A 20,404-nucleotide genomic window follows, 5' to 3' on the forward strand; every position below is an offset into this window, starting at 1 on the left:
CTTCCCGGGCTTTAATCGTCTGCAGGGATTTTACTCCAATGCGCTAAACATCAGCCTACCTGCAATAAAGCTTGCCGCAACGCCTGCCAGCGCTAAGGTTGGGCCTAGCATTCCGCCAAGCAGCCCGCCAAAGAACATCAGTATAACGCTTTTCATACAGCCTCCTTCTGCCATACCCGGCAGCCTGCATTGCCTTGAGGATAGTTGATCTTGTTCAGTCCTGGGTTGACCCGGCGACATTTGCTGTTCAGAATACTGTATATATAAACAGTTTATTGTAAAGCATGTCCTGCCTGGTGACGACAAATCTTGTTCACGTCTGAACATTCTGATGTCTCTGGAGCGGGTTTCGGCTAGCGTTCCGTCGCACAAGCGGTGAGGGTAGTGATGACTACAGAGCAAGCGGTTTCTTTCGTCACGGTACGACGGCGGTTTGATTTTCGTAGTATCGAAGTCGGCCGTTGGGTCACACCGAGCGAGCGGGACCGGGCCGCCGGTCGTTTCTATCAGGCACTGTGCGATCTGATGACAATCCTGCGCGGGCCGGAGCACCTGATTTCGTTGCGAAGCTCGCTCGGCCTGCAATACGGTATCGGTGGTCAGTTAGGGGTTGCGGCCCACTACATTCCCGCGACCCGGCAACTGGCGCTGGCCAAGAACGCGGGGGCTGGCAGCCTGGCCCATGAATGGTTTCATGCCTTTGATCATTACATGGGCGGCAAAGCCTACCGGGATGCCGGCAAGTTCGGCTTTGCCTCCAGTGCCTGGCTGAATAGCCGCAACCCCAAGGCCCACCCTTTGAATGACCGCCTTACTGCCTGTTTTCAGTCGATTCTGCTAACCGAGGATGGCACGGCGCCCAGCTCCTTGTTTCAAGCATCACAGGAAGCCGACCAACGGCTTAAGGTGGTGTATTACGCAAAACCGGAAGAACTCTGTGCGAGGGCTTTTGAAGCCTTTGTCGAAGACAGCCAGCCCCGCAACAGCTTTTTGGTGCGCGGGAGTGTCCATTCCGATGAGGCTAAGGCAGGGCTTTATCCGCAGGGCGCGCAGCGCGAGCAGATCAACGACGCGTTTCAAAACTACTTTGCGGCACTGGGCGCGGCTCTCTATCGGGAACAGGCCAAGGCCGGATGACACTCCCCCCATGGTGATCTGATCATCAAAGTTCAGCCGGTTGTCGAGGAATTACCTGAGTCTTACGTTATGCGTTATTCGCGGGCTCGGGCACTGTTATGGCGCAGCTCATTATGTTAACGGATACCGTATTGTTCTGGCTGATTGTGGAAGGTGTGTGGCAGCATGTGGAAACCTCGGGGCTGTTCGTCGGGCAGAAGGCGAGGATTGATTCAGCGAAGTTTACCGGGAGGGTATGATGCAGACGTTATTGATTATTCTGGTGGTGCTGTTTGCCGCTTTGGTCGTGCTGATTCCGCTGATTGAGAAATTTTCTCCCAAAGGTGAGCCGCAAGGCTACGACAAGTTGAGCCGGTTCATCTTCCCATTGTTGGCACTGGCCATCGTTTTACAAATCGTCGCCTATTATTTTTTATGAAGTTGGCCGCCCTGTGCTGCTACACCCGATGTCAGGAAAACGCTCATGAGTATCGTACCGTTTGACGCGCTAGCCTGTCCGCTGGATGGCACTGCCTTATACCGCGAAGCTGCGGCGTGGCAGTGTGCCAGCGGTCATAATTTTGACGTTGCCCGCCAGGGCTATGTGCATTTGCTGCCGGTGCAGAACAAGCGCTCAAAAGATCCCGGCGACAGTAAGGCGATGGTAGCCGCGCGTCGGCGGTTCCTTGAGGCCGGGTTCTATCAGCCGATTGCCGATGCCGTTTGCCGGGCGACGCTGGACGGTGTGCCGGCAGGCACCACGCCCGGTTGCCTGGATGCCGGTAGCGGTGAGGGCTACTATTTGCGCCAGCTGGCCTTGGCCGCTGGTGATGCGCATACGCTGGCTGTTCTTGGTCTCGATATTTCGAAGTGGGCGGTGTTAGCGGCGGCCCGTCAGGATCCGCGGCCGAGCTGGGTGGTGGGTAGCAATGCCAATCTGCCTGTGTTACCAGCGTCTCTCGACCGGATTTTATGCCTCTTTGGTTTTCCCGTGTATCCGGAGTTTGCCCGAGTACTCCGGCCAGGCGGAAAATTGCTGCAGGTGGATGCCGGGCAAGATCATCTTCGGGAGTTGCGGGAGATTATCTATCCTGAAGTCAGAGCGGAATCGGCGAAGATCACTCAGGCTCCGGAAGGATTCCGCCGCGCCGGAACTGAAGACGTGCGGTTTTCGCTGCATCTGGCGGGCGCCGAGCCGATTGCTGATCTGCTGGCCATGACTCCTCACCTTTACCGTGCCAGCTCGGAGGGCAGGGCACGGGCTGCCGCCCTTGAGACCTTGTCAGTCACTGTCGACGTTTGCCTGCAAACCTTTGAGCGTTGTAGTTAACTCAAGCAGATCAATCGGGGGTATCCATGCCAAGCCGGGTGCCCCGGGCCTTGAGCCGGTAGAACTCTTCGACGATGCCAGCCATGGCGTCTGGGCAATACTCCCGAAGTCCACCCAGCATCAGGCGTTTTGAGACCGCACCAACAACGTTGCCGGCTGACATCAGGTGGTACTCGAGGGTGACGTTGCCGCGCTTGCCGGCTGCTTCCAGCTCGGCTTTGTTCAGCTCGAGTTCCGGCTGCGGATTGTCCAGGTGGCCGAGCGCCAGGCTCATGCTCTCATACATCACCATCGGGCGATCCGGGTTGAACATCACACCATGGGATTCCATCAGTGGCTTGAGTGTGTAGGGAAAGTTCTTACCGGAGGCTGCAACGTAGCAGCGGGTAAAATCCTCAACGATTTGTTCATCCAGGTTGCGCTGTCCGTTGCGGCTGACCTCGAGGTACACCTTGCCCGCCTGGTCACAGACGCTCAGAGTTCCGTCGGTGCCCTCACGGAATTCCAGCGGTACCTCCGCGCCCAGCAGGTGGCGAAACCGGAATGTCATGTTTTCCGATAGCCCGAAACGCGACACCACAATGGCAAACAGCAGGTCACCGGGAACACAGAATCGGCGGGCTTCCGGATCGTGGATCGGGTTGAAGTCTCCGGCCACTTCCTTGGCAAAATGACTGGCCTGGAGCTCGGTAATAAAGATGCGTCCGTCCCGGACTGAGTAAAAACGATCTAACAACATGGTTAGCCTTTTCCGGATCGCAGCGGGAAGTGTGCGACTTGGTGGTTAACTGATCCTGAACTGTATTCTACGTCTTTCTTCAGCCTCAACGGGAGCCCGACTATGGTACTAATCTTCGTCTTGCTCGGCATCCCTCAGGCGCTCCTGGCGTTCCCATTCCTCTTCTTTGGCCGCTTCAATCACTTCCATGAGTTCGTCGACGTTGGCGCTTTCGGTGTCGTGCTCGAAGCAGCCGGTCAGCTCGCTATCGGGGTGCAGATCGCCTGACTCGTAAAGTGCCCAGATTTCTTTGCCATAATCGGTGATCAGGAGCTCCGGGGCGAAACGGCCGAAATAGCGGCGCATGTTGTCCACGTCGCGTTCCAGCATTTGCTCGGCACTGTTGTTACCTGACGCATTAACAGCCTGAGGCAGATCAATAATGACCGGACCACTGGTGTCCACCAGCACATTGAATTCGGAAAGGTCACCGTGGATAAGTCCGGCGCTGAGCATTCGGACCACATCGGCCATTACCTTGGCATGGTATGCCCGTGCCTGCTCAGGGGTTAGTGTGACATCGTCTAACCTTGGCGCGGCTCCGCCTTCTTCATCGGTGATCATTTCCATCAGCAGCACGCCGTCCACGAAACCGAAAGGTTGCGGCACGCGTACCTCCGCCTCGGCTAGCCGGTACAGTGCGTCGACTTCGGCGTTCAGCCAGGCTTCTTCCTGCTCCTTCTGGCCGTGACGAGTTTTCTTGCCCATGGCGCGGGCGTTGCGGCTATTGCGAACCTTGCGGCCCTCCTGGTATTGCACGGCCTGCTTGAAGCTGCGCTTTTGTGCCTCTTTATACACTTTGGCACAGCGCACACTGTCACCGCAGCGTACAACGAATACCTGGGCTTCTTTGCCACTCATTAACTGGTATAACACTTCGTCCACCATGCCGTCGTCGACAAGGGGCTGTAATCGTTTTGGTATCTTCATAAATCGTTCGTTTGCCTGGTTCGTCTGGCCGGCAAATCGCTTTGGCCGGCATGTCTGGGGCTATACTACCTTAAATTGGTGCCAGAGCGTTGTTGCCTGGTCAGAGCGGTAACGCTTTTGGTCGTATGGCTAGGTTGTATAACTTGGTTCGGAGTCTGACAGAGAAGGGACTTTATGAAGAACGAAGCGATCAGCCGGACAAACCTTTGGTGCAGATGCGAGGTAACCAACAGGCTATGACGCTTGCCACCCATACTCTGGTACTCAGCGTCCCTGAGCACCCCGGCGCAACCAATCGTGCACGAAAGCCAGTTTGCGTTGGGCCGTTTCTGACAGCACAAAGGGATAGATGTCCGACAACCCCATGGAGCGGTTAATGTGATTGACCCTTACCGCGAGCGACGCTGCTACATTGATAAGCAAGGCAGAATCGGGCTCTGAGTAAGGATCCCAGCCTTGCCTAGGCACTTCTGGCGAGCTCAGGCCAGTGGCGACAAAACTGTCGGTAATGTCCGTCAGGTGCAACAGGTGCGCGGCGGTCTCAGCCCAGTCTTCGTGTGGGTGCGCTGACGCGTAACTCGTCAGGTAAAACAGCTTCCAGTCCTGTGGCGGCCCCTGATGGTAGTGCTGCTGCAGGGCGGCAGGATAGTCTGCGCGCTCATCACCGAACATTTGCCTGAAGGCTGCCAGAAAGTCTTCGCGCAAACTCAGGCGCCACCAGATCATGTGCGCAATTTCATGGCGCATGTGGCCAATCATGGTTCGATAGGGCTCATCCAGCGCCTTACGCCGGGTCGCTCGTATTACGGGGTCCGCCTCTGCCACACTGATGGTCACCACGCCGTAGCCATGCCCCATGGCAACCGGCGTGTGACCTTCGGCCAGCATATGGAAAATGGGGCGGGTGCCGGGATCTTCCGGCCGGAACCAGTGCCAGCGACCAAGGTTATCCAATACCCATCGCTTTGCAGCTTCGGTCTCTGCCCAATTGGGTATGGCGTCAGGAATCTCCGGGTCCGGCGCCAATGCCGTCATGGCGCACGATCGACAAAAGGCACCTTGCTCTGGGGCAATCCAGTTGCAACCTATGATGTCGCGATTTGCACAAAATGGGGGCATCGGCAGAAAGGCTCTCGCTTGAGGGTCGTAGCCTACCGGTGTGCCATCGGCAGTGGTCAGATTGTGAAACCAGAGAGTTCCGGAGCCGACCGGATTTGAAAATGCCAACATAGTTTGGGCGCTCCTTGCGAACCGCAGTATGCCAAAAAAAGAATGATTAAAGGGCCAACGTATACCCTTTGGCTGAGGAAAACCAATTACACGCGAGCAAACCTACCGACCTACCGGGAATTGGGGTAGGCTTGGGTATGGGGTGGCCAAAAACACCAGCTATTGAATAACTTGGGTGCAACCGCTCGGTATTCTTGAATAATCTGAAGATAAGGAATTTCTGAAATGAGCATGAAAGATACTTACGTGAAAAAGCTTAGAGCCAAGCTGGACGAATGGAACGCGGAAATTGACAAGCTGAAAGCTAAGGCGGACTACAAAGAAGCGGGCGCTCAGCAGGAATACTATAAGCAAATTGACGAACTGAAGGCGATGCGCGAAGACGCCAGGAAAAAACTCGACGAATTAAGTGATGCTGGTGACGATGCCTGGGAAGATTTAAAAGCCGGCGTCGAAAATGCCTGGGATTCGGTTTCCAACTCTATCAAGTCGGCGACCTCTCGCTTCAAATAGTTCTTAGGGCTTAGTAATCCGGACCATGTCAGTCAGATATGACGGCATCAAATCTGCTGGCATCGGTCTGGCGTACAGAAATCCCTGGGCCAGATCACAGCCTAACATTTTGACCAGTTTATCCTGTTCAGTGGTTTCCACGCCCTCAACGACAACGCTTAAACCAAGGCTATGCCCGACAGTGATGATAGCCTGCATAATTGCCATATCGCTGTCGTTTTCCATTGCATGGTGCAGGAAACTTCGATCAATCTTCAGACTGCATACCGGTAACTTTCGTAAATAGACCAGAGACGAGTAACCGGTACCAAAATCGTCAATGGAAATATGCACGCCAGCGTTTTTCAACCTTTCCAGTTGGCCTATCTGCTCTTCATCGCCACCGATCACTTCATTTTCTGTCAGTTCCACGCCGAATTGCGAGGGGGGCAGGTCGTGATTATGCAGAGTCTGCAGAATTTGATCCGCCAGGTGCTGGTTTGTCAGTTGTTTGCCCGATAAATTGATATCCACCCGCACGCCTTCAAGTGCGGTGCCCTTCCAGGCCACAAGCTGCTTGCAGGCCGCTTCGATCACCCAATCTCCAATTCGATTGATCAGCCCTGATTTTTCCGCCACCGGAATAAAGACATCCGGGGGAACGGCCTGAGAATTTTCATCAAAGCACCGCAGCAACGCCTCACATGAGCGCATTTCCCCGTCGTTCAGATCAATTTGCGGTTGAAAATGCAGTTGCAGGCTACCGGAAGCGACGGCGCTTCGCAGGAGAGCTGTTATTCTCTGATAATGAAGCAATCGATCGTTAATGTCTGAAGTGTAAAAACAGATACTGTTTTTACCCTTATCTTTGGCCTGATACATGGCGGCGTCGGCATTTCCCATCAGCTCCGCTACCGTTGCTCCATCGTTCGGAAACAAGCTGACACCAAAGCTGGCAGTCACCTGATAACAGACTTCATCCAGCACAAACCCCTGGTCTAGCACTGTGGTTAAACGCCGAAGCAGTTCATGAATGCCTTCAGGGCCATCAAAATCAAACAGCAGCAGCACAAACTCATCACCGCCAAACCGGCTGAGCAGGTCACAACTGCGAGTTACTGTTTTCAGGCCCTCAGCGACCGCCCGCAAAAGCTGATCGCCATAGTGGTGCCCAAGGGTGTCGTTAATCAGCTTGAAATTGTCCAGGTCAATGAACACCACCGCCAGTTCACCGTTTGGTCGCCGCTGTGCTTCGGCAAGTCGTGCCGATAGCTCAACTTCCATTAACCGCCTGTTGGGCAATTGGGTCAGATCGTCGAAACTAGCCAACCAGTGCAGTCTTTCCTTGGCCTTTTTCTGCTCCTGCAAGCTGATATCAATGCAGAACATTTCGCAGTCGCCGGTATCCTGCTTGATCATCACATGACTGGAGTAGACGGGCACGAGATGACCGTTTTTGTGTTTTAGCTCAATTTCTTCTGCGGGAATGCTGATGTTGCTATCTAACCAGTTCTGGTGCGCGTTTATCACGCCCTCGCGAATATCGTCAGGGATTATCAGGTCTTCCAGTAACTGGCCCTCTGCTTCTTCCCGGGTATAGCCATACAGACGCCTGCTGGCGTCGTTCCAATAGATTACCTGGCGTTTCCTGTTATAGCCCTGAACCGCGACCATCGGCAGGCTTTCAATTAATTCATAGAAATTCTGTTCACTTTTATTGGTACTCGAAGGCGATTCTCCATCAGCATCACCGGGTATAAGAGGTGATTTTAAGCCGTGTTTATAGGGCATTTGACGTGCCTCCGAATATCTTTTCAGGAACCAGAAAAACAACCGCTATATCTTTCAGTTGTTTAGAGCAGTATAGGCGTTAATTCGCGGATCGCTCAATGTCGAAGTGGAAGAACAGCCGGCAAAGCCGTCCGATGGAGCGAGTGAAGAAAGCCATTCGGTACTTTCGCGCTGATAAAAAAAAGGCGTATGCTGAGTGAGTGCTCAGCTAGCCTGGCCCGGCGAATCCGGGACGGCGCACTCAATGGAACGGAGTAGCAATATAGATACGGACTAACTCAATTCAATCAGGATAATGCGCGTCATGATGTATTTCACCCATGAACTCAGCCGTCTGGCGCTTACGCCAGCCCGTTTGCTGGCAAGCAGTCAGAGCCAATGGCTTCGTCATCCGATGAGCCCCTGGTCCATGATTCCGGGAACCCGCAGCGTTGCCTCAGCGCTGGACGTGTTCGGCGACCTCACCAAGCGTTATCCAAAGCCGGCCTTCAACCTGACAACGACGGTATGCGACGGGGAAACCGTTCTGGTTAATGAGACCATCGTTAAACGCAATCCTTTCTGCCAGCTTAAGCACTTTCAGCGCAGCGTTGACCGGCCTGACGATCCCAAATTGCTTATCGTGGCGCCATTGTCGGGGCATTTTGCTTCTCTGCTCAAAGGCACAGTGGAAACCATGCTGCCGGACCATGACGTTTACATCACGGACTGGCGCGATGCGAGCATGGTGCCCCTGTCAGAAGGCAATTTCGGGCTCGACGAGTACATTGATTACATTATCGATTTTATTGATCACATAGGCCCCGATACTCACGTATTGGCGGTCTGCCAGCCGGTGGTTACCGTATTGGCGGCCACAGCGTTGATGGCTCAAGACGAGCATCCGTCGGCGCCACGGTCCTTGACGCTGATGAGTGGCCCGGTGGATGCCCGCGTTGATCCGACAGAGCCCTGCCAATTGGCTAAAAGGCACCCTCTTTCGTGGTTCAGACAAAACCTGGTTCACGCCGTACCGGCGCCTTATCCCGGGGCGATGCGCAAGGTCTATCCCGGCTTTTTGCAGCTGACCGGGTTCATCAACATGAACTTCGACCGTCACAAGAATGCTTACCAGGATCTGTTCAGGGCAATTCGTGATGATGAGACGCAAGAGGTTGCTCGCCACCGAGAGTTTTATGACGAATACCTGGCGGTGATGGATCTGCCGGATGCCTACTACCTGGAGACGATCGAGCGTGTCTTTCAGGAGTTTCACCTGGCCCGGGGCTGTTTCGAACACCGGGGCAGGTTGGTAGACCCGGGCGCCATCCGCGACACGGCGCTAATGACCATTGAGGGTGAGAAAGACGACATTTCCAGCCCTGGCCAAACCCGCGCTGCTCACGACCTCTGTACTAACATTCCTGATAACCGCCGGGTACATCATTTGCAGGCAGGCGTTGGCCATTACGGTACGTTCAACGGTCGCCGCTGGCGCGAGGAGATCGCTCCAGAACTTAAGAAGTTCATTCGCAAGGCCTGAATCAATGGGTTATCCGCCGCCTGCGAATGCACCGAAACGGCTGTCTGGTCAGTCAGGGTGTGTTCGTCGGCGTGAGGGGTGGGTAATCAGCAACAGCAAAGCAGTGATAACCTGAAGCGGGGCAGTGCAGAATGGCTTCGTGGTGGTTGAATATTTTAAATGACATACGAAAAAAGGCAGCCGAGGCTGCCTTTTTTTATCGTATTCGGGCTGTATTTACAGGCCGACTACGTTTTCCGCCTGAGGACCTTTCTGGCCCTGGGATACGGTAAATTCTACTTGCTGGCCTTCAGCCAGAGTCTTGAAGCCGCCGCCCTGAATGGAGCTGTAGTGAACAAAAACGTCCGGGCCGCCTTCACGAGTGATAAAACCAAAACCTTTGGATTCGTTGAAAAACTTAACAGTACCGGTAACAGTAGACATATTTTACTATCCTGAAATCAATCTTTTAATGTGCCGTCTGAACATCGTTGTGACGTCAGATCAACGGTATGCGGAAACAAAAAACTTGCGTGATCAAAAACAGGACGAAAGCTACATATTACTACTGAGATGCGTCTTATTGATGAATGCATTGCTAAATCTTTCCAACGAGGGCCACTTTACTCCTGCCGGACCGGAATAGATAGCACTTTCTTATAAGAGTTAACCCTGAGGCTGAATTAATCCCTGCGAAAGCGGCGGAACACTGCCCAATGAAGCTTAAAAAGTGCATGCTAATTGCCGATACGCATGAGTGATATCTTAACCTACACTGTTTATAGACATGTAATGAGTCCAAATGGGCTCAGCGACGGAGCAATCTGAATGCCTCTGGCCCCTATTGAAAGACGACGACTTGCCGCACTCGAGAAACTAGGGATTCTGGATACGCCACCGGAAGAGCGGTTCGACAGGCTGGTTCGCATCGCCCGTCAATTCTACGGGGTCAAGACGGCATTGTTCTCCATTCTGGACGACGAGCGTCAGTGGTTTAAATCCAAAGATGGCCTTGATGCCACCGAAACCCCACGCTCTGTCGCCTTTTGTGACTATGCCATCCGCCAGGACAAAGCCTTCATTGTTGAAGATGCCACTCTCGATCATCGTTTCAAATCCAACCCGTTGGTCACCGGGCATCCAAATATCCGGTTTTATGCGGGGATACCGGTGCGTGAACCAAGTGGCTTCAAGTTAGGCACGCTGTGCATCATCGATGATCACCCGCGCCGTATCAGTGAAATAGACCTGGATGTACTGCGGACACTGGCCAGCGTTATCGAGGATGAACTGGAGAGTGCCTATCTGGCGGGTAGCGAAGACGGCGGGGTGGTGGTGTCTCACCTCAGCCGGGCGATTCAGCGCGCTCAGAATGTCTTTCTCACCAGTGACAATGAGCGGGCCGCCTTTGAATTGATGCTATCAGATCTGTTATCCCTGACCGGAAGCCAGTTCGGGTTTATTGGCGAAGTGATGCGCAGGGAGAACGGTACGCCTTATCTCAAAGTCGGCGCCATTACCAACATCGCCTGGAGCCCGGAAACCCAGGCGCTGTTCCAGCAGGTTGAGCGCCGGGGCATGTTGTTTGAGCGGCTGGATAATCTATTGGGTGTGGCGCTGGTAACCGGCGAGGTTGTGCTGGCGAATAGCTATGACACGGACTCCAGGCGCGGTGGTTTGCCGCCCGGGCATCCGCCAATTGCCTGTTACATCGGGCTGCCGGTCTATTCAGGCGATGAGTTGATCGGCCTGGTTGGTCTGGCAAACCGGGCGGGCGGCTACCAACCGAAAATTGCCGACGAACTGGCCCCTCTGCTGCAGACCGTTGGCACGTTGCTTGAGCGTAGACGACTGTACGAGGAAAAGCGTGAACACCAGGTGAGTCTGGAACAGGCGGCCAATTTTGACTCTCTGACCGGCCTGCCCAACCGAAGGCGTCTAACAGAGCTGTTTGACCAGGAGCTTAACGAGGCTCGCCAGCGTAAAGGCAGCGTTGCCGTATGCTTTATTGATCTTGATGGCTTTAAAGAAGTCAATGATGAACACGGCCATTCCGTAGGCGATGCGGTTCTTAAATCAATAGCAGAACGTTTGAAGGCGACGGTTCGTGCCCATGACGTCATTGCACGGATCGGCGGTGACGAATTCGTGGCTATTCTGCGCGATGTAGACAATGAGCGTGTGTATTCCCGCCTGCTCGAGGCTATCCGCCAGCCGATCAGCTATCGGCATTTTGTCTTGCACCTGTCCGGCAGCATGGGCGTAACGGTATACCCGGATGACGACGTAGACTCTGACATGTTGCTTCGACATGCAGACCAGGCAATGTATGCTGCCAAGGAGGCTGGCAAAAATGCCTACACCATTTTTGACTTGAAGTCTCATTTCAACCGTAAAGAGCGGGTGAGGGTGCTTGAGCAGATTGGTCGCGCAGTCAGCAACAAAGAGCTTGAGCTCTACTACCAACCCAAGATTGACTTCAAGCGGCGCGTTGTTGAAGGTTTTGAAGCCTTGATTCGGTGGAACCACCCGGAAGATGGCGTGCTTGGCCCGGGTAGTTTTCTTGACCACATTGAATACACCGAATATGCGCGCGCGGTGGGTAATATGGTTATAAACGAAGGGGTAGACCGGCTTCTGGCATTTGCAGGCGAGAATCTCAACTATTCGGTCAGCGTTAACCTGAGTCCGTCGCATTTCCTCAGTCAATTCTTTCTGCAGGATCTGACCGACGCGGTGGAACGATTACCGGTCTCGATACGGCATCGGCTCATCCTCGAACTGTTGGAGACAACAGCCATGGACGACACGCAAGTTGTAATGAAAACGCTCAGAGACTGCCGTAATCTCGAGGTGGAACTTTCGTTGGATGACTTTGGTACGGGCTATTCGTCCCTGGATTACTTTCGCAAGCTGCCGGTTCAGGAAATAAAAATTGACCGGTCGTTTGTCAGCGATATGCTGGAAGATAGTGATGCCGAGAGCGTGGTTAACGCGATTCTCGGTTTATCGAACAGCTTTCGCCGGCGGGTAGTGGCAGAGGGCATTGAGACACAAGGCATGCATGAGCGCCTGGTTGCTTTGGGTTGCAATCTGGGCCAAGGCTTTTATTACGCCCGGCCGATGAGGTTTAATGACGCCCTGACGTGGGCAAAAGCGTTTGCCTGGCCCGCGAGTAACCCTGACTCAATAGTTTGACTTACAAGGTGGTAGCCTGAGTGGCCTTTAGCGAGCAGTTTACGGGCTTTACACAATCCATTTACGACCTGATTGTTCAGCGGGCCAGCTTGGATGTGGTGCTCAGCGCCATCACCTCCGTTATGGAGACTCAGCTGCCAGAAGCGCTGATATCGGTGATGCTCTATGCGCCCGAGTCCGACAGTCTTGATCTGATTGCTGGCAGCAGTTTTTCTGAATCCTATCGTGCCGCCATGCAGGGCATCCCGGTAGCGCCAAACGTGGGTGCTTGCGGGTCCGCTGCTTACAACCGGGAGCTGACCATTTGCGATAACATCGCTGATGATCAGCGATGGGATGGCTACCACGAGACGGCCGCCCGTGAGAGGCTTGCCGCCTGTTGGTCGACGCCATTGGTTGATGTTTCCGGAAATCTGCTGGGCACTTTTGCCACCTATTACCGAAAACCCCACGCGCCAACCGATCACGACATCAAATTGATTCGACGCGCGGCTGGACTTGTCGTGCTGGCGATTAGTCACCAGAGAGAAGTCGATCTGCGAGAGAGTACCGAAGCCCAGCTCAGACTGCTGGAGCGCGGTATTGAATCCAGTGCCAATGGGGTGGTGATGGCAGACGCTCTGGAGCCGGGCATGCCCATTGTTTATGCCAACAAGGCATTTCTGGCGATGACCGGCTATCGTCACGAGCAGGTGCTGGGCAGGAATTGTCGGTTTCTTCAGGGCAATGAAACCGACCCGCAAGCGGTAGCGGCTATCAAACGTGGGTTGCAGAAACGAGAAAGAGTTGAGGTCACTCTGCTCAACTACCGCAAAGACGGCACACCTTTCTGGAACAAAATGTTGATCGAACCGGTACTGAATGACACTGGTGAGTGCACGCATTTTGTCGGTGTGCAGCAGGACGTGACTCGGGAACGTGAAAACGAATTGATGCTTGATCAATACTCAACGCACGATTTGTTGACTGGCTTGCCCAACCGCACTCTGTTTGAAGCGCACCTGGCCAGGGCCTGCAGGGGTATCAAAAAGACCGGGCAGTCCCCGGCGGTTCTATTGGTTGATCTGGATGATTTCAAGCCAGTGAACACCAGCCTTGGCCACGCCCAGGGCGATCAGCTTTTGATCGTGGTGGCAGCACGATTGAAAAAATCGGTGAATGATAAGACCGTGGTAGCTCGTCTCGGTGGCGATGAGTTTGCGGTGTTGCTGGAGCGTTTCGAATCAGAGGCCGAAGTAATTAATTGCGCTCGTGACATTTTGAGCGCGTTATCCCGCCCTTACGAATTTGGCGGCCAGCGCCTGCACATCAGTGCCAGTATTGGTATCGCCTCTCAAACAAATGGATCGCTTCGGGCAGAGGAATTACTGGGCTATGCTGATGCCGCCGTCCAGGATGCAAAAACCCAGGGTCGTAACACCTGGCACTGGTACGAAGGCTCGAGTGCAAACGCTCCGGATAAATCGGTCATTCTGCGCCACGAACTGATGGAAGCCATTGAGCAACAACAATTCGTTTTACACTACCAGCCGATCGTCGCGTCCAGCACGGCTGAGCTGAAAGGTGTTGAAGCACTGATCCGCTGGCAGCATCCCGAAAAGGGACTGGTGCCACCAGGTGTGTTTATCCCGTTGGCGGAACAGACCGGTCAGATTGTGGCCATCGGGCAGTGGGTTCTGCAGCAGGCCTGTTTTGATTTTGCTCGCTGGAATCTGGGTCGGCAGACACGGGTGCCAGTGTCTGTAAACATATCACCCCTGCAGTTCCGTCGCTTCGGTTTCGTCGAAGAATTGAAAAAGGCGCTGGCTATCAGCGGTCTTGACCCGCAGCTTCTGGAGCTGGAGGTAACCGAAAATGTCCTTATGTCTGGCACCGAAAGGGCCATTGAAACGCTCGAAGAAATTCGCACGCTGGGTGTCAAAGTGTCGGTTGATGACTTCGGCACCGGATATTCCAGCCTCCGTTATCTGCGGCAACTCCCCATCAACAAGGTGAAGCTTGACCGCAGCTTTATCAGTGACATCATCGAAAACTCCCACAACGCCGCCATCGTGCAAGGCGTGATTACCATGGCCCACCACCTTGACCTGGTAGTGGTTGGCGAAGGTGTGGAAACCGCAGCTCAGGCCGAAGACCTGGACGGCCGGGGCTGCGATTTGCTGCAAGGCTTTCTGTTTTCACGGCCGGTGCCTTTGGCCGCCTTACCAACCGGAGAACAGCCACGGTTTTTGCCCGAATCAACGTAGGTCATGAGTGTCGTGTAAAGGTTTGGCAAAAGCCTGACTTCACTCTTTTTTTCCGCCCCTGGCTTCTCTATGGTTGGCTCTGATTCGAGCACATGGAGATTTTCTGAATGGCACCTGCTCACCGGAGATGGCCGAAACGGTTTGGCCTGGTAGTTCTTCTTGCGGTTGCTGCTGGTTCGGGCTGGGGGTATTTCCAGAATGGAACCGGTACTACCCCGACGGTCAATACCGTTGACGTCACTCGTGGCGACATTCAACAACTGGTCAGCGCGACCGGTGTCCTTGAACCCAGCAATTACGTAGATGTGGGTGCTCAGGTGTCGGGCCAGCTTGAAACCATTCATGTGCGGGTAGGGCAAACCGTTAGCGAAGGTGATTTGCTGGCGGAAATCGACCCCACCGTGTACGTGGCGAAAGTGGACGCCACCCGGGCCCAACTGAAAAACCAGCAGGCGCAGATTCAGGACCGCAACGCTCAGTTACGGCTGGCAGAGATCCAGTTCCAGCGTCAGCAGAACCTGTTTCGGGAAGAGGCCACCACCCGGGAATCCCTGCAAATGGCCGAAGCGTCACTGGCCTCGGCCAAGGCCCAGCTGGCCATGCTGCAAGCCCAGATAGAGCAAACGTCCTCCGCCCTTCGGGCTGAAGAAGCCAACCTCGGTTACGCTCATATTTACGCACCCATGGACGGTACTGTGGTGTCGATTGAAGCCCGCCAGGGCCAGACACTGAACGCTGCCCAGACAGCCCCTCTACTGATGCGCATCGCGGATCTGGCCACCATGCGGGTTCGCGCCCAAGTGTCCGAAGCAGATGTAGGCAAAATCGATGCAGGAATGAAAGTGTATTTCACCACCCTGGGTGATCCCGACAAAAAGCTCTACGGCACCCTGAACTACGTGGAGCCGACCCCGGAAGTCACCAACAACGTGGTGTTATATAACGCGCTGTTTGATGCGGAGAACGAACAAGGCCGTTTGCTGCCCAATATGACGGCCCAGGTCTTCTTTATCCAGCGAGAAGCGCTAAACGTGCTGCGAGTGCCGGTTGGTGCTGTGAAGAACGGTCAGGTACAGGTTGTGAATGGCGCCGGCCAAACATCAGCCCGGGGTGTCGACACCGGAATAAGCAACAGAGTGCACTATGAGGTGCGGTCTGGTCTTGAGGAAGGAGATCGGGTAGCGCTGTTAACGCGCGATCCACGGGCGACCGGCGGAAATGGCACACCCAACTTTCGGGGTGTGTTGAGATGACCGCACCGGCTCCGGTCATCGAGCTGCGGGGAATTGGCCGGTCGTTTGGTGAGGGCGACCTGGCCGTGCCGGTCCTCAAAGGCATTAACCTGACCATTTACCCTGGTGAGTTTGTTGCCATCATGGGGCCGTCCGGTTCTGGCAAGTCGACTCTGATGAACATCCTCGGCTGCCTGGACCAGGCCAGTTTGGGGCACTACTGGTTTGATGGCCGTGACGTATCATCCCTTGACCGGGATGAGCTGGCTCTGCTGCGGCGGGAGGCGTTCGGGTTTGTGTTCCAGAGTTATAACCTGCTACCTGGCATGACCGCCCGGGAGAATGTCGAGATCCCGGCGATCTATGCCGGCATCCCGCTCGCCCATCGGCGTGCGCGGGCGGAGCAACTGCTGACGGAACTAGGCCTGGGCGAGCGCTTGTTGCATCGCCCCTCTCAGTTATCCGGTGGCCAGCAGCAGCGTGTGTCCATTGCCCGGGCGCTGATGAATGGCGGTCAGGTGATTTTTGCGGACGAACCCACCGGAGCCCTGGACAGCACCAGCAGCCGAGAGGTCATCCGCTTGCTGACGCAATTATCCGAACAGGGCCACACCGTTATTCTGATCACCCACGATCAGGATGTGGCCAATGTCGCGCGCCGGCAGATTCACATCGCCGATGGCGAAGTCATCAAAGATACCGGTGAAGACCGCGCCCGGAATACGGCCACCAAACCAGGCCAAAAAAACCGCAACGGAGCGACGTTCAGCGACTGGCAGGAAGCGTTCACAAGTGCGCTTCGGTCATTGCGCAGCAACCTGTTCCGCACCGCGCTCACGCTGCTGGGCATCGTGATCGGGGTGGCCTCGGTGATTACCATGCTCGCTATTGGCGAAGGTGCCAAAAAGGATGTGGTTGATCGCATCAGCACCATGGGTAGCGACCTGTTGCTGGTTCGCCCAGGCGGACCGGACCAACGCGGCGGGCGCTGGAGCGTGACCACGTTGGTGCCCGACGACTTCAAAGCAATCAATGAAGTACCGGGTGTTCTTGTTGCAATACCTGAGCTTACGGGTGGCCAGACTTTGCGGTATTCCAACCGCGATCATCAGGCTGAGATCAACGCCACCTCATCCCGGTTTCCGGTGGCAAGGCAATGGCCGGTGGTTGAGGGTGTGTTTTTTGGCGAGCAGGACGAGGCCAATTACGCAGCCGTCGCAGTGCTGGGCAAAACCACCGCCGATGCCCTGTTTCCGGATGGAAGCCCGCTGGGCCAGCACCTGATGGTAAACAATGTGCTGTTTCAGGTGATTGGCGTGATGGCCGAGAAAGGCGCATCACCCATGGGCCAGGATCAGGACGATGTCGTCTTCGTGCCTTACACCACCGGCAGCCTGCGCATCTTCGGCCAGACCCACCTGCGCAACATCACCGTCGCGGTGGCGGATATCGACCGAATGTCGGACATCGAAGCGGTCATTCATGAAACCCTGCTGGCCCGCCATGGCACTGAGGATTTCACCATCCGCAACATGGCCTCGTTAATCGACACCATTTCTGAAACCCAGAATACGCTGACCTGGTTATTGGGCTCGATTGCCGCGATCTCCTTGCTGGTGGGCGGGATCGGGGTGATGAACATCATGTTGGTCAGTGTCACCGAGCGCACCCGGGAAATCGGTATCCGCATGGCCACCGGTGCCCGCGCCTGGAACATCCTGCAGCAATTTCTGACCGAGGCCTGGCTGGTGTCAGCAATTGGCGGGTTGATTGGGGTGGCCCTGGGCATAGCCGCTACTCAGTTGATTGGCTCACTCGGCACCCCGGTGTATATGACGGTATTGCCGATGGTGCTGGCTTTCAGTTGTGCCTTTGCCACCGGTCTGGTGTTTGGCTTTCTGCCGGCCCGCAAAGCCGCTCATCTTGATCCTGTTCACGCCCTGGCTTCGGAGTAACCCCATGACGAGTCGATTATTCACTCTGGTGCCGGTCCTGCTGATGGCAGGTTGCGCAACCTTTACGCCGGATCCGGTCAGCTTGCCGGTGACCCCGGCCGAGCACTGGCAACAGGCAGCGCAACCCGGGACCGCGGTGGACGCCCACTGGTGGCAGGCGTTCAATGATGCCGAACTGAACCGATTGATCGACCGAGCCCTCAAGGCCAACCCGAGCCTGGCGGCCACCGCGGAAGCGGTGATTCAGGCCGATCTGCAATTGCGCAGTGCCGGCGCGGCCCTGCTGCCGTCGATTGCCGCGTCAGTGAGCAGCGGACGGCAGGCTTCACGGGCGTCGGGCGAGAACATGGCCACCGGAGGCTCCACCAGTGCCGGCTTGTCGGTAGATTATGAGCTGGACTTATGGGGGCGTTTGTCGGCCAGTGAAGGCGCCGCCCTGGCAAACTTCCAGGCGACCCGGTTTGATTATGATACCGCCCGGATAACGCTGGTGGCCTCAGTCGCCAGTACCTGGTTTGAATGGCTGGAGCTACAGCAGCGGGTAGACGTCGCCAACAAAAATCTGAAGCTGGGCGAGCGAACCCTGGCTCTGGTGGATGCCCGCTATCGCAATGGTGTAGCCAGCCGGGCCGAGCTTGCACGCCAGCAAACGTCGGTGCTGAGCCTGCGCAATGCGGTGCCGCCACTGGAATACCAGGCCCGGCAGCGATTGGCGGTGTTGCAGGTGTTGACGGGTGAACTGCCTTTTGCGGGCGAGCAGCCGGTAGCCGATATTACGGCGGTCAGTATTCCGCAAATCAACCCCGAAGCGCCGGCGGATCTGGTCACACGACGGCCCGACCTTGCTGCCCATGAAGCCCGGCTGATAGCGGCCAGCGCAGATATTGAGCAGGCGAGGGCGGCGTTGCTGCCTTCGGTATCGCTGAGTGCGGCAGCGCGGCTTTCTGCCGACGGCTTTCTGAGCCTTGCCGATCCAGTCCGCAGCGTAAGCGGTCTGTTAAGTTTGAGCCAGGTGTTGTTTGACGGTGGCCAACGCCGTAACACCGTGGCCATCTCGGAGTCCCGTCAGGTCGCCCTGCTGGAAAATTACCGGGGCAGTCTGCTGGCGGCTTTCCAGGAAGTAGGCGATGCCCTGGACCGCGAGGCACTCTATCAGGAGCAGGAAGGTCGGTTACAGGAGATCCTGACGCGGGCCGAAGAAACCCTCCGGCTCACCGAGGTCCGTTACCGTGAAGGTGCTGATGAATTGCTGACCTTGCTGGAAAGTCAGCGCAATGTGTTTGATGTACGCCAGCAGCTCAGCCAGGCCCGCCTCAACCGACTGATTGCTGCCGTGGATCTTTACAAGGCGCTGGGTGGCGGTTGGGACCGCGATAGTGAGAGTGAAACGCTGGTTATAGCGCAGGCTCGGGAATAACCCCATTCACCAGAAAGTCAGACTTGCTAAAGTTGTGAACTTGCTTGCTGCCATCCTCAAGAGCGAGGCTCATGGACACCTGGTCGCCAGAGGTGGCAACGATCAGTTTCTGATAAGACTTCGGCGCACGATCCCGGAACGCCGTGGCTGAAAACAGGGCGACGTTCAGCCCGGCCATTCCGTTCTCAGCACTCCAGGGCAGCTGATAAAGCTGTGCCTGCAGCGCCCGGGCCGACAGAAACTGAAACATATCCACACCGCTGTTACGCATATCCGTGCCAAGCGCCTGGGATTCCCGATAGCTTACGGGGTCGGTCAGAGTTTCGTGCAGATCCTGCCATTCTATGGCCTGCAGCCGCACCGCCTGTTCCGAGCGAAAGCGGGCAGAGAAAACGGTGTGCAGCGTGGTCAGCGGCCGCCGGAACGGGACAGAAAGATGACCGGTAAATACCAGGCGGTAGAACGCAGTTTCGGCAAGCACGGTTGGAATGCTCATGGCACCGTAGAACAGGCTGGGCTCAAAACTGCGGCCAAACCGGGAGCCATGCTTCAGGGGCGGGTACCGAAACGGGGTGGACAGCAAATAATGCCGTTTATCGGCGGTTCTGGGAACGGCAGGCTTGCTACCATCCAGCAATTGCTCCAGGCGCGCCTGTTCCTGCATGTTGTCGACGATCCGGGAGGTGGCAATCTCTTCCTGACTTTCAACTACCCGGTAAAGCATGCCCTGAAGGCTGCCGATGGCGCCTGAAATACGCTCCTTGTAATTCAAATCCGCCCTCGCATCGCATCAAGGTAGTGCACCACCCGCACCAGTCCTTCGGTGGTCTGGATCAGTTCTCTGGGGATGGCGTGAAAATAATGGTTGGGTGTGTTCAGCCAGTGCGTCATGGCTTCACTATCCCCGCCGGTCAGGGCATAGATGCTTCGGTAAATCCGGACAAACAACAGCGCCAGTTCGCCGGATTTGCTGGCCGGGTCTATGCCGTCACGGGTCAGCCCGCTGCGGTTTCGGCCAACAATGGCCGCGGCTTCCGCCTGGGGCAAACCGAAGGCTTTGGCGGCGTTCAGCAGGGCTTTGGCAAGCAGTGCCTTGTCGCTGGTTTGTGGGGCCAGTGCTGCGGATTCTGTCATGGCAGGTACTCCGGTGTGACTTTTCATCATTATAGACGTTTTCGATGAAAATGC

17 protein-coding genes are annotated in these 20,404 nt (G+C 55.6%); 10 read left to right on the forward strand and 7 right to left on the reverse strand.

Annotated elements, in window-relative coordinates; all coding sequences use genetic code 11:
• Positions 1 to 387: 387 nt before the first annotated feature.
• The 3 genes from C7H08_RS14000 (at position 388) to C7H08_RS14010 (ending at position 2,446) form a co-directional block, all read left to right on the forward strand.
• The gene (locus C7H08_RS14000) at positions 388 to 1,137 is read left to right on the forward strand and encodes a CLCA_X family protein (protein WP_106672869.1); all 750 of its coding nucleotides are present in this window, start codon (positions 388 to 390) and stop codon (positions 1,135 to 1,137) included.
• Positions 1,138 to 1,372: 235 nt separating this feature from the next.
• The gene (locus C7H08_RS14005; protein ID WP_227663277.1) at positions 1,373 to 1,555 is read left to right on the forward strand and encodes a hypothetical protein; all 183 of its coding nucleotides are present in this window, start codon (positions 1,373 to 1,375) and stop codon (positions 1,553 to 1,555) included.
• A 45-nt stretch (positions 1,556 to 1,600) separates the two neighbouring features.
• Positions 1,601 to 2,446 (forward strand): putative RNA methyltransferase, encoded by an 846-nt coding sequence (locus C7H08_RS14010; protein WP_106672871.1) that lies wholly within the window; start codon positions 1,601 to 1,603, stop codon positions 2,444 to 2,446.
• A gap of 10 nt (positions 2,447 to 2,456) precedes the next feature.
• Here the strand turns inward: C7H08_RS14010 and C7H08_RS14015 are convergent, their stop codons facing one another.
• The 3 genes from C7H08_RS14015 to C7H08_RS14025 all read right to left on the reverse strand — a co-directional run bounded on the left by C7H08_RS14015 (position 2,457) and on the right by C7H08_RS14025 (position 5,384).
• Positions 2,457 to 3,185: a DUF3581 family protein gene (locus C7H08_RS14015; protein ID WP_106672872.1), complete on the reverse strand. Its 729-nt coding sequence runs from the start codon at positions 3,183 to 3,185 to the stop codon at positions 2,457 to 2,459.
• 108 nt (positions 3,186 to 3,293) lie between these two features.
• On the reverse strand, positions 3,294 to 4,154 hold the full coding sequence (locus tag C7H08_RS14020) for a PA4780 family RIO1-like protein kinase (protein ID WP_106672873.1): 861 nt from the start codon (positions 4,152 to 4,154) through the stop codon (positions 3,294 to 3,296).
• Positions 4,155 to 4,418: 264 nt separating this feature from the next.
• Positions 4,419 to 5,384 carry a zinc-binding metallopeptidase family protein gene (locus tag C7H08_RS14025; protein ID WP_106672874.1) on the reverse strand — a complete coding sequence of 322 codons (966 nt, stop codon included), beginning with the start codon at positions 5,382 to 5,384 and terminating at the stop codon, positions 4,419 to 4,421.
• Positions 5,385 to 5,609: 225 nt separating this feature from the next.
• On the opposite strand from C7H08_RS14025, the gene C7H08_RS14030 reads away from it, so the two are divergent.
• Positions 5,610 to 5,897 carry a sll1863 family stress response protein gene (locus tag C7H08_RS14030; RefSeq protein WP_106672875.1) on the forward strand — a complete coding sequence of 96 codons (288 nt, stop codon included), beginning with the start codon at positions 5,610 to 5,612 and terminating at the stop codon, positions 5,895 to 5,897.
• Positions 5,898 to 5,900: 3 nt separating this feature from the next.
• On the opposite strand, the gene C7H08_RS14035 is transcribed toward C7H08_RS14030, so the two are convergent.
• Entirely contained in the window at positions 5,901 to 7,667 is a 1,767-nt protein-coding gene (locus tag C7H08_RS14035; protein ID WP_106672876.1) for a putative bifunctional diguanylate cyclase/phosphodiesterase, read from the reverse strand.
• Positions 7,668 to 7,971: 304 nt separating this feature from the next.
• Here C7H08_RS14035 and C7H08_RS14040 point away from each other — a divergent pair, with 304 nt between their 5' ends.
• Entirely contained in the window at positions 7,972 to 9,189 is a 1,218-nt protein-coding gene (locus tag C7H08_RS14040; protein WP_106672877.1) for a polyhydroxyalkanoate depolymerase, read from the forward strand.
• A 216-nt stretch (positions 9,190 to 9,405) separates the two neighbouring features.
• Here C7H08_RS14040 and C7H08_RS14045 read toward each other — a convergent pair whose 3' ends face one another.
• Positions 9,406 to 9,612, reverse strand: a complete 207-nt coding sequence (locus C7H08_RS14045) for a cold-shock protein (protein ID WP_106672878.1) — start codon at positions 9,610 to 9,612, stop codon at positions 9,406 to 9,408.
• Between the two features lie 384 nt (positions 9,613 to 9,996).
• On the opposite strand from C7H08_RS14045, the gene C7H08_RS14050 reads away from it, so the two are divergent.
• The 5 genes from C7H08_RS14050 (at position 9,997) to C7H08_RS14070 (ending at position 19,216) form a co-directional block, all read left to right on the forward strand.
• The gene (locus tag C7H08_RS14050; protein WP_106672879.1) at positions 9,997 to 12,366 is read left to right on the forward strand and encodes a sensor domain-containing phosphodiesterase; all 2,370 of its coding nucleotides are present in this window, start codon (positions 9,997 to 9,999) and stop codon (positions 12,364 to 12,366) included.
• A 20-nt stretch (positions 12,367 to 12,386) separates the two neighbouring features.
• Positions 12,387 to 14,612 carry a putative bifunctional diguanylate cyclase/phosphodiesterase gene (locus tag C7H08_RS14055; protein WP_227663278.1) on the forward strand — a complete coding sequence of 742 codons (2,226 nt, stop codon included), beginning with the start codon at positions 12,387 to 12,389 and terminating at the stop codon, positions 14,610 to 14,612.
• A gap of 107 nt (positions 14,613 to 14,719) precedes the next feature.
• Positions 14,720 to 15,865, forward strand: coding sequence for an efflux RND transporter periplasmic adaptor subunit (locus tag C7H08_RS14060; RefSeq protein ID WP_106672880.1), 1,146 nt, complete (start codon positions 14,720 to 14,722; stop codon positions 15,863 to 15,865).
• A complete protein-coding gene (locus tag C7H08_RS14065) occupies positions 15,862 to 17,799 on the forward strand; it encodes a MacB family efflux pump subunit (protein ID WP_106672881.1) in 1,938 nt (645 codons plus the stop codon). Before C7H08_RS14060 ends, C7H08_RS14065 begins: the two co-directional genes overlap by 4 nt.
• Positions 17,800 to 17,803: 4 nt before the next feature.
• Positions 17,804 to 19,216 (forward strand): efflux transporter outer membrane subunit, encoded by a 1,413-nt coding sequence (locus C7H08_RS14070; RefSeq protein WP_106672882.1) that lies wholly within the window; start codon positions 17,804 to 17,806, stop codon positions 19,214 to 19,216.
• Here the strand turns inward: C7H08_RS14070 and C7H08_RS14075 are convergent.
• On the reverse strand, positions 19,194 to 19,988 hold the full coding sequence (locus C7H08_RS14075) for an RES family NAD+ phosphorylase (RefSeq protein ID WP_106672883.1): 795 nt from the start codon (positions 19,986 to 19,988) through the stop codon (positions 19,194 to 19,196). The two genes, C7H08_RS14070 and C7H08_RS14075, sit on opposite strands and share 23 nt — an antisense overlap.
• Positions 19,985 to 20,350, reverse strand: a complete 366-nt coding sequence (locus C7H08_RS14080) for an MbcA/ParS/Xre antitoxin family protein (RefSeq protein ID WP_106672884.1) — start codon at positions 20,348 to 20,350, stop codon at positions 19,985 to 19,987. Before C7H08_RS14080 ends, C7H08_RS14075 begins: the two co-directional genes overlap by 4 nt.
• Between the last annotated feature and the right edge of the window lie 54 nt (positions 20,351 to 20,404).

The sequence above is a fragment of the Marinobacter halophilus genome, assembly GCF_003007685.1.
Lineage (GTDB): Bacteria > Pseudomonadota > Gammaproteobacteria > Pseudomonadales > Oleiphilaceae > Marinobacter > Marinobacter halophilus.

Coding starts and splice junctions, on each gene's coding strand:
- C7H08_RS14000 (WP_106672869.1), top strand. CDS start 388: ATGACTACAGAGCAAGCGGTTTCTTTCGTCACGGTACGACGGCGGTTT.
- C7H08_RS14005 (WP_227663277.1), top strand. CDS start 1,373: ATGATGCAGACGTTATTGATTATTCTGGTGGTGCTGTTTGCCGCTTTG.
- C7H08_RS14010 (WP_106672871.1), top strand. CDS start 1,601: ATGAGTATCGTACCGTTTGACGCGCTAGCCTGTCCGCTGGATGGCACT.
- C7H08_RS14015 (WP_106672872.1), bottom strand. CDS start 3,185: ATGTTGTTAGATCGTTTTTACTCAGTCCGGGACGGACGCATCTTTATT.
- C7H08_RS14020 (WP_106672873.1), bottom strand. CDS start 4,154: ATGAAGATACCAAAACGATTACAGCCCCTTGTCGACGACGGCATGGTG.
- C7H08_RS14025 (WP_106672874.1), bottom strand. CDS start 5,384: ATGTTGGCATTTTCAAATCCGGTCGGCTCCGGAACTCTCTGGTTTCAC.
- C7H08_RS14030 (WP_106672875.1), top strand. CDS start 5,610: ATGAGCATGAAAGATACTTACGTGAAAAAGCTTAGAGCCAAGCTGGAC.
- C7H08_RS14035 (WP_106672876.1), bottom strand. CDS start 7,667: ATGCCCTATAAACACGGCTTAAAATCACCTCTTATACCCGGTGATGCT.
- C7H08_RS14040 (WP_106672877.1), top strand. CDS start 7,972: ATGATGTATTTCACCCATGAACTCAGCCGTCTGGCGCTTACGCCAGCC.
- C7H08_RS14045 (WP_106672878.1), bottom strand. CDS start 9,612: ATGTCTACTGTTACCGGTACTGTTAAGTTTTTCAACGAATCCAAAGGT.
- C7H08_RS14050 (WP_106672879.1), top strand. CDS start 9,997: ATGCCTCTGGCCCCTATTGAAAGACGACGACTTGCCGCACTCGAGAAA.
- C7H08_RS14060 (WP_106672880.1), top strand. CDS start 14,720: ATGGCACCTGCTCACCGGAGATGGCCGAAACGGTTTGGCCTGGTAGTT.
- C7H08_RS14065 (WP_106672881.1), top strand. CDS start 15,862: ATGACCGCACCGGCTCCGGTCATCGAGCTGCGGGGAATTGGCCGGTCG.
- C7H08_RS14070 (WP_106672882.1), top strand. CDS start 17,804: ATGACGAGTCGATTATTCACTCTGGTGCCGGTCCTGCTGATGGCAGGT.
- C7H08_RS14080 (WP_106672884.1), bottom strand. CDS start 20,350: ATGACAGAATCCGCAGCACTGGCCCCACAAACCAGCGACAAGGCACTG.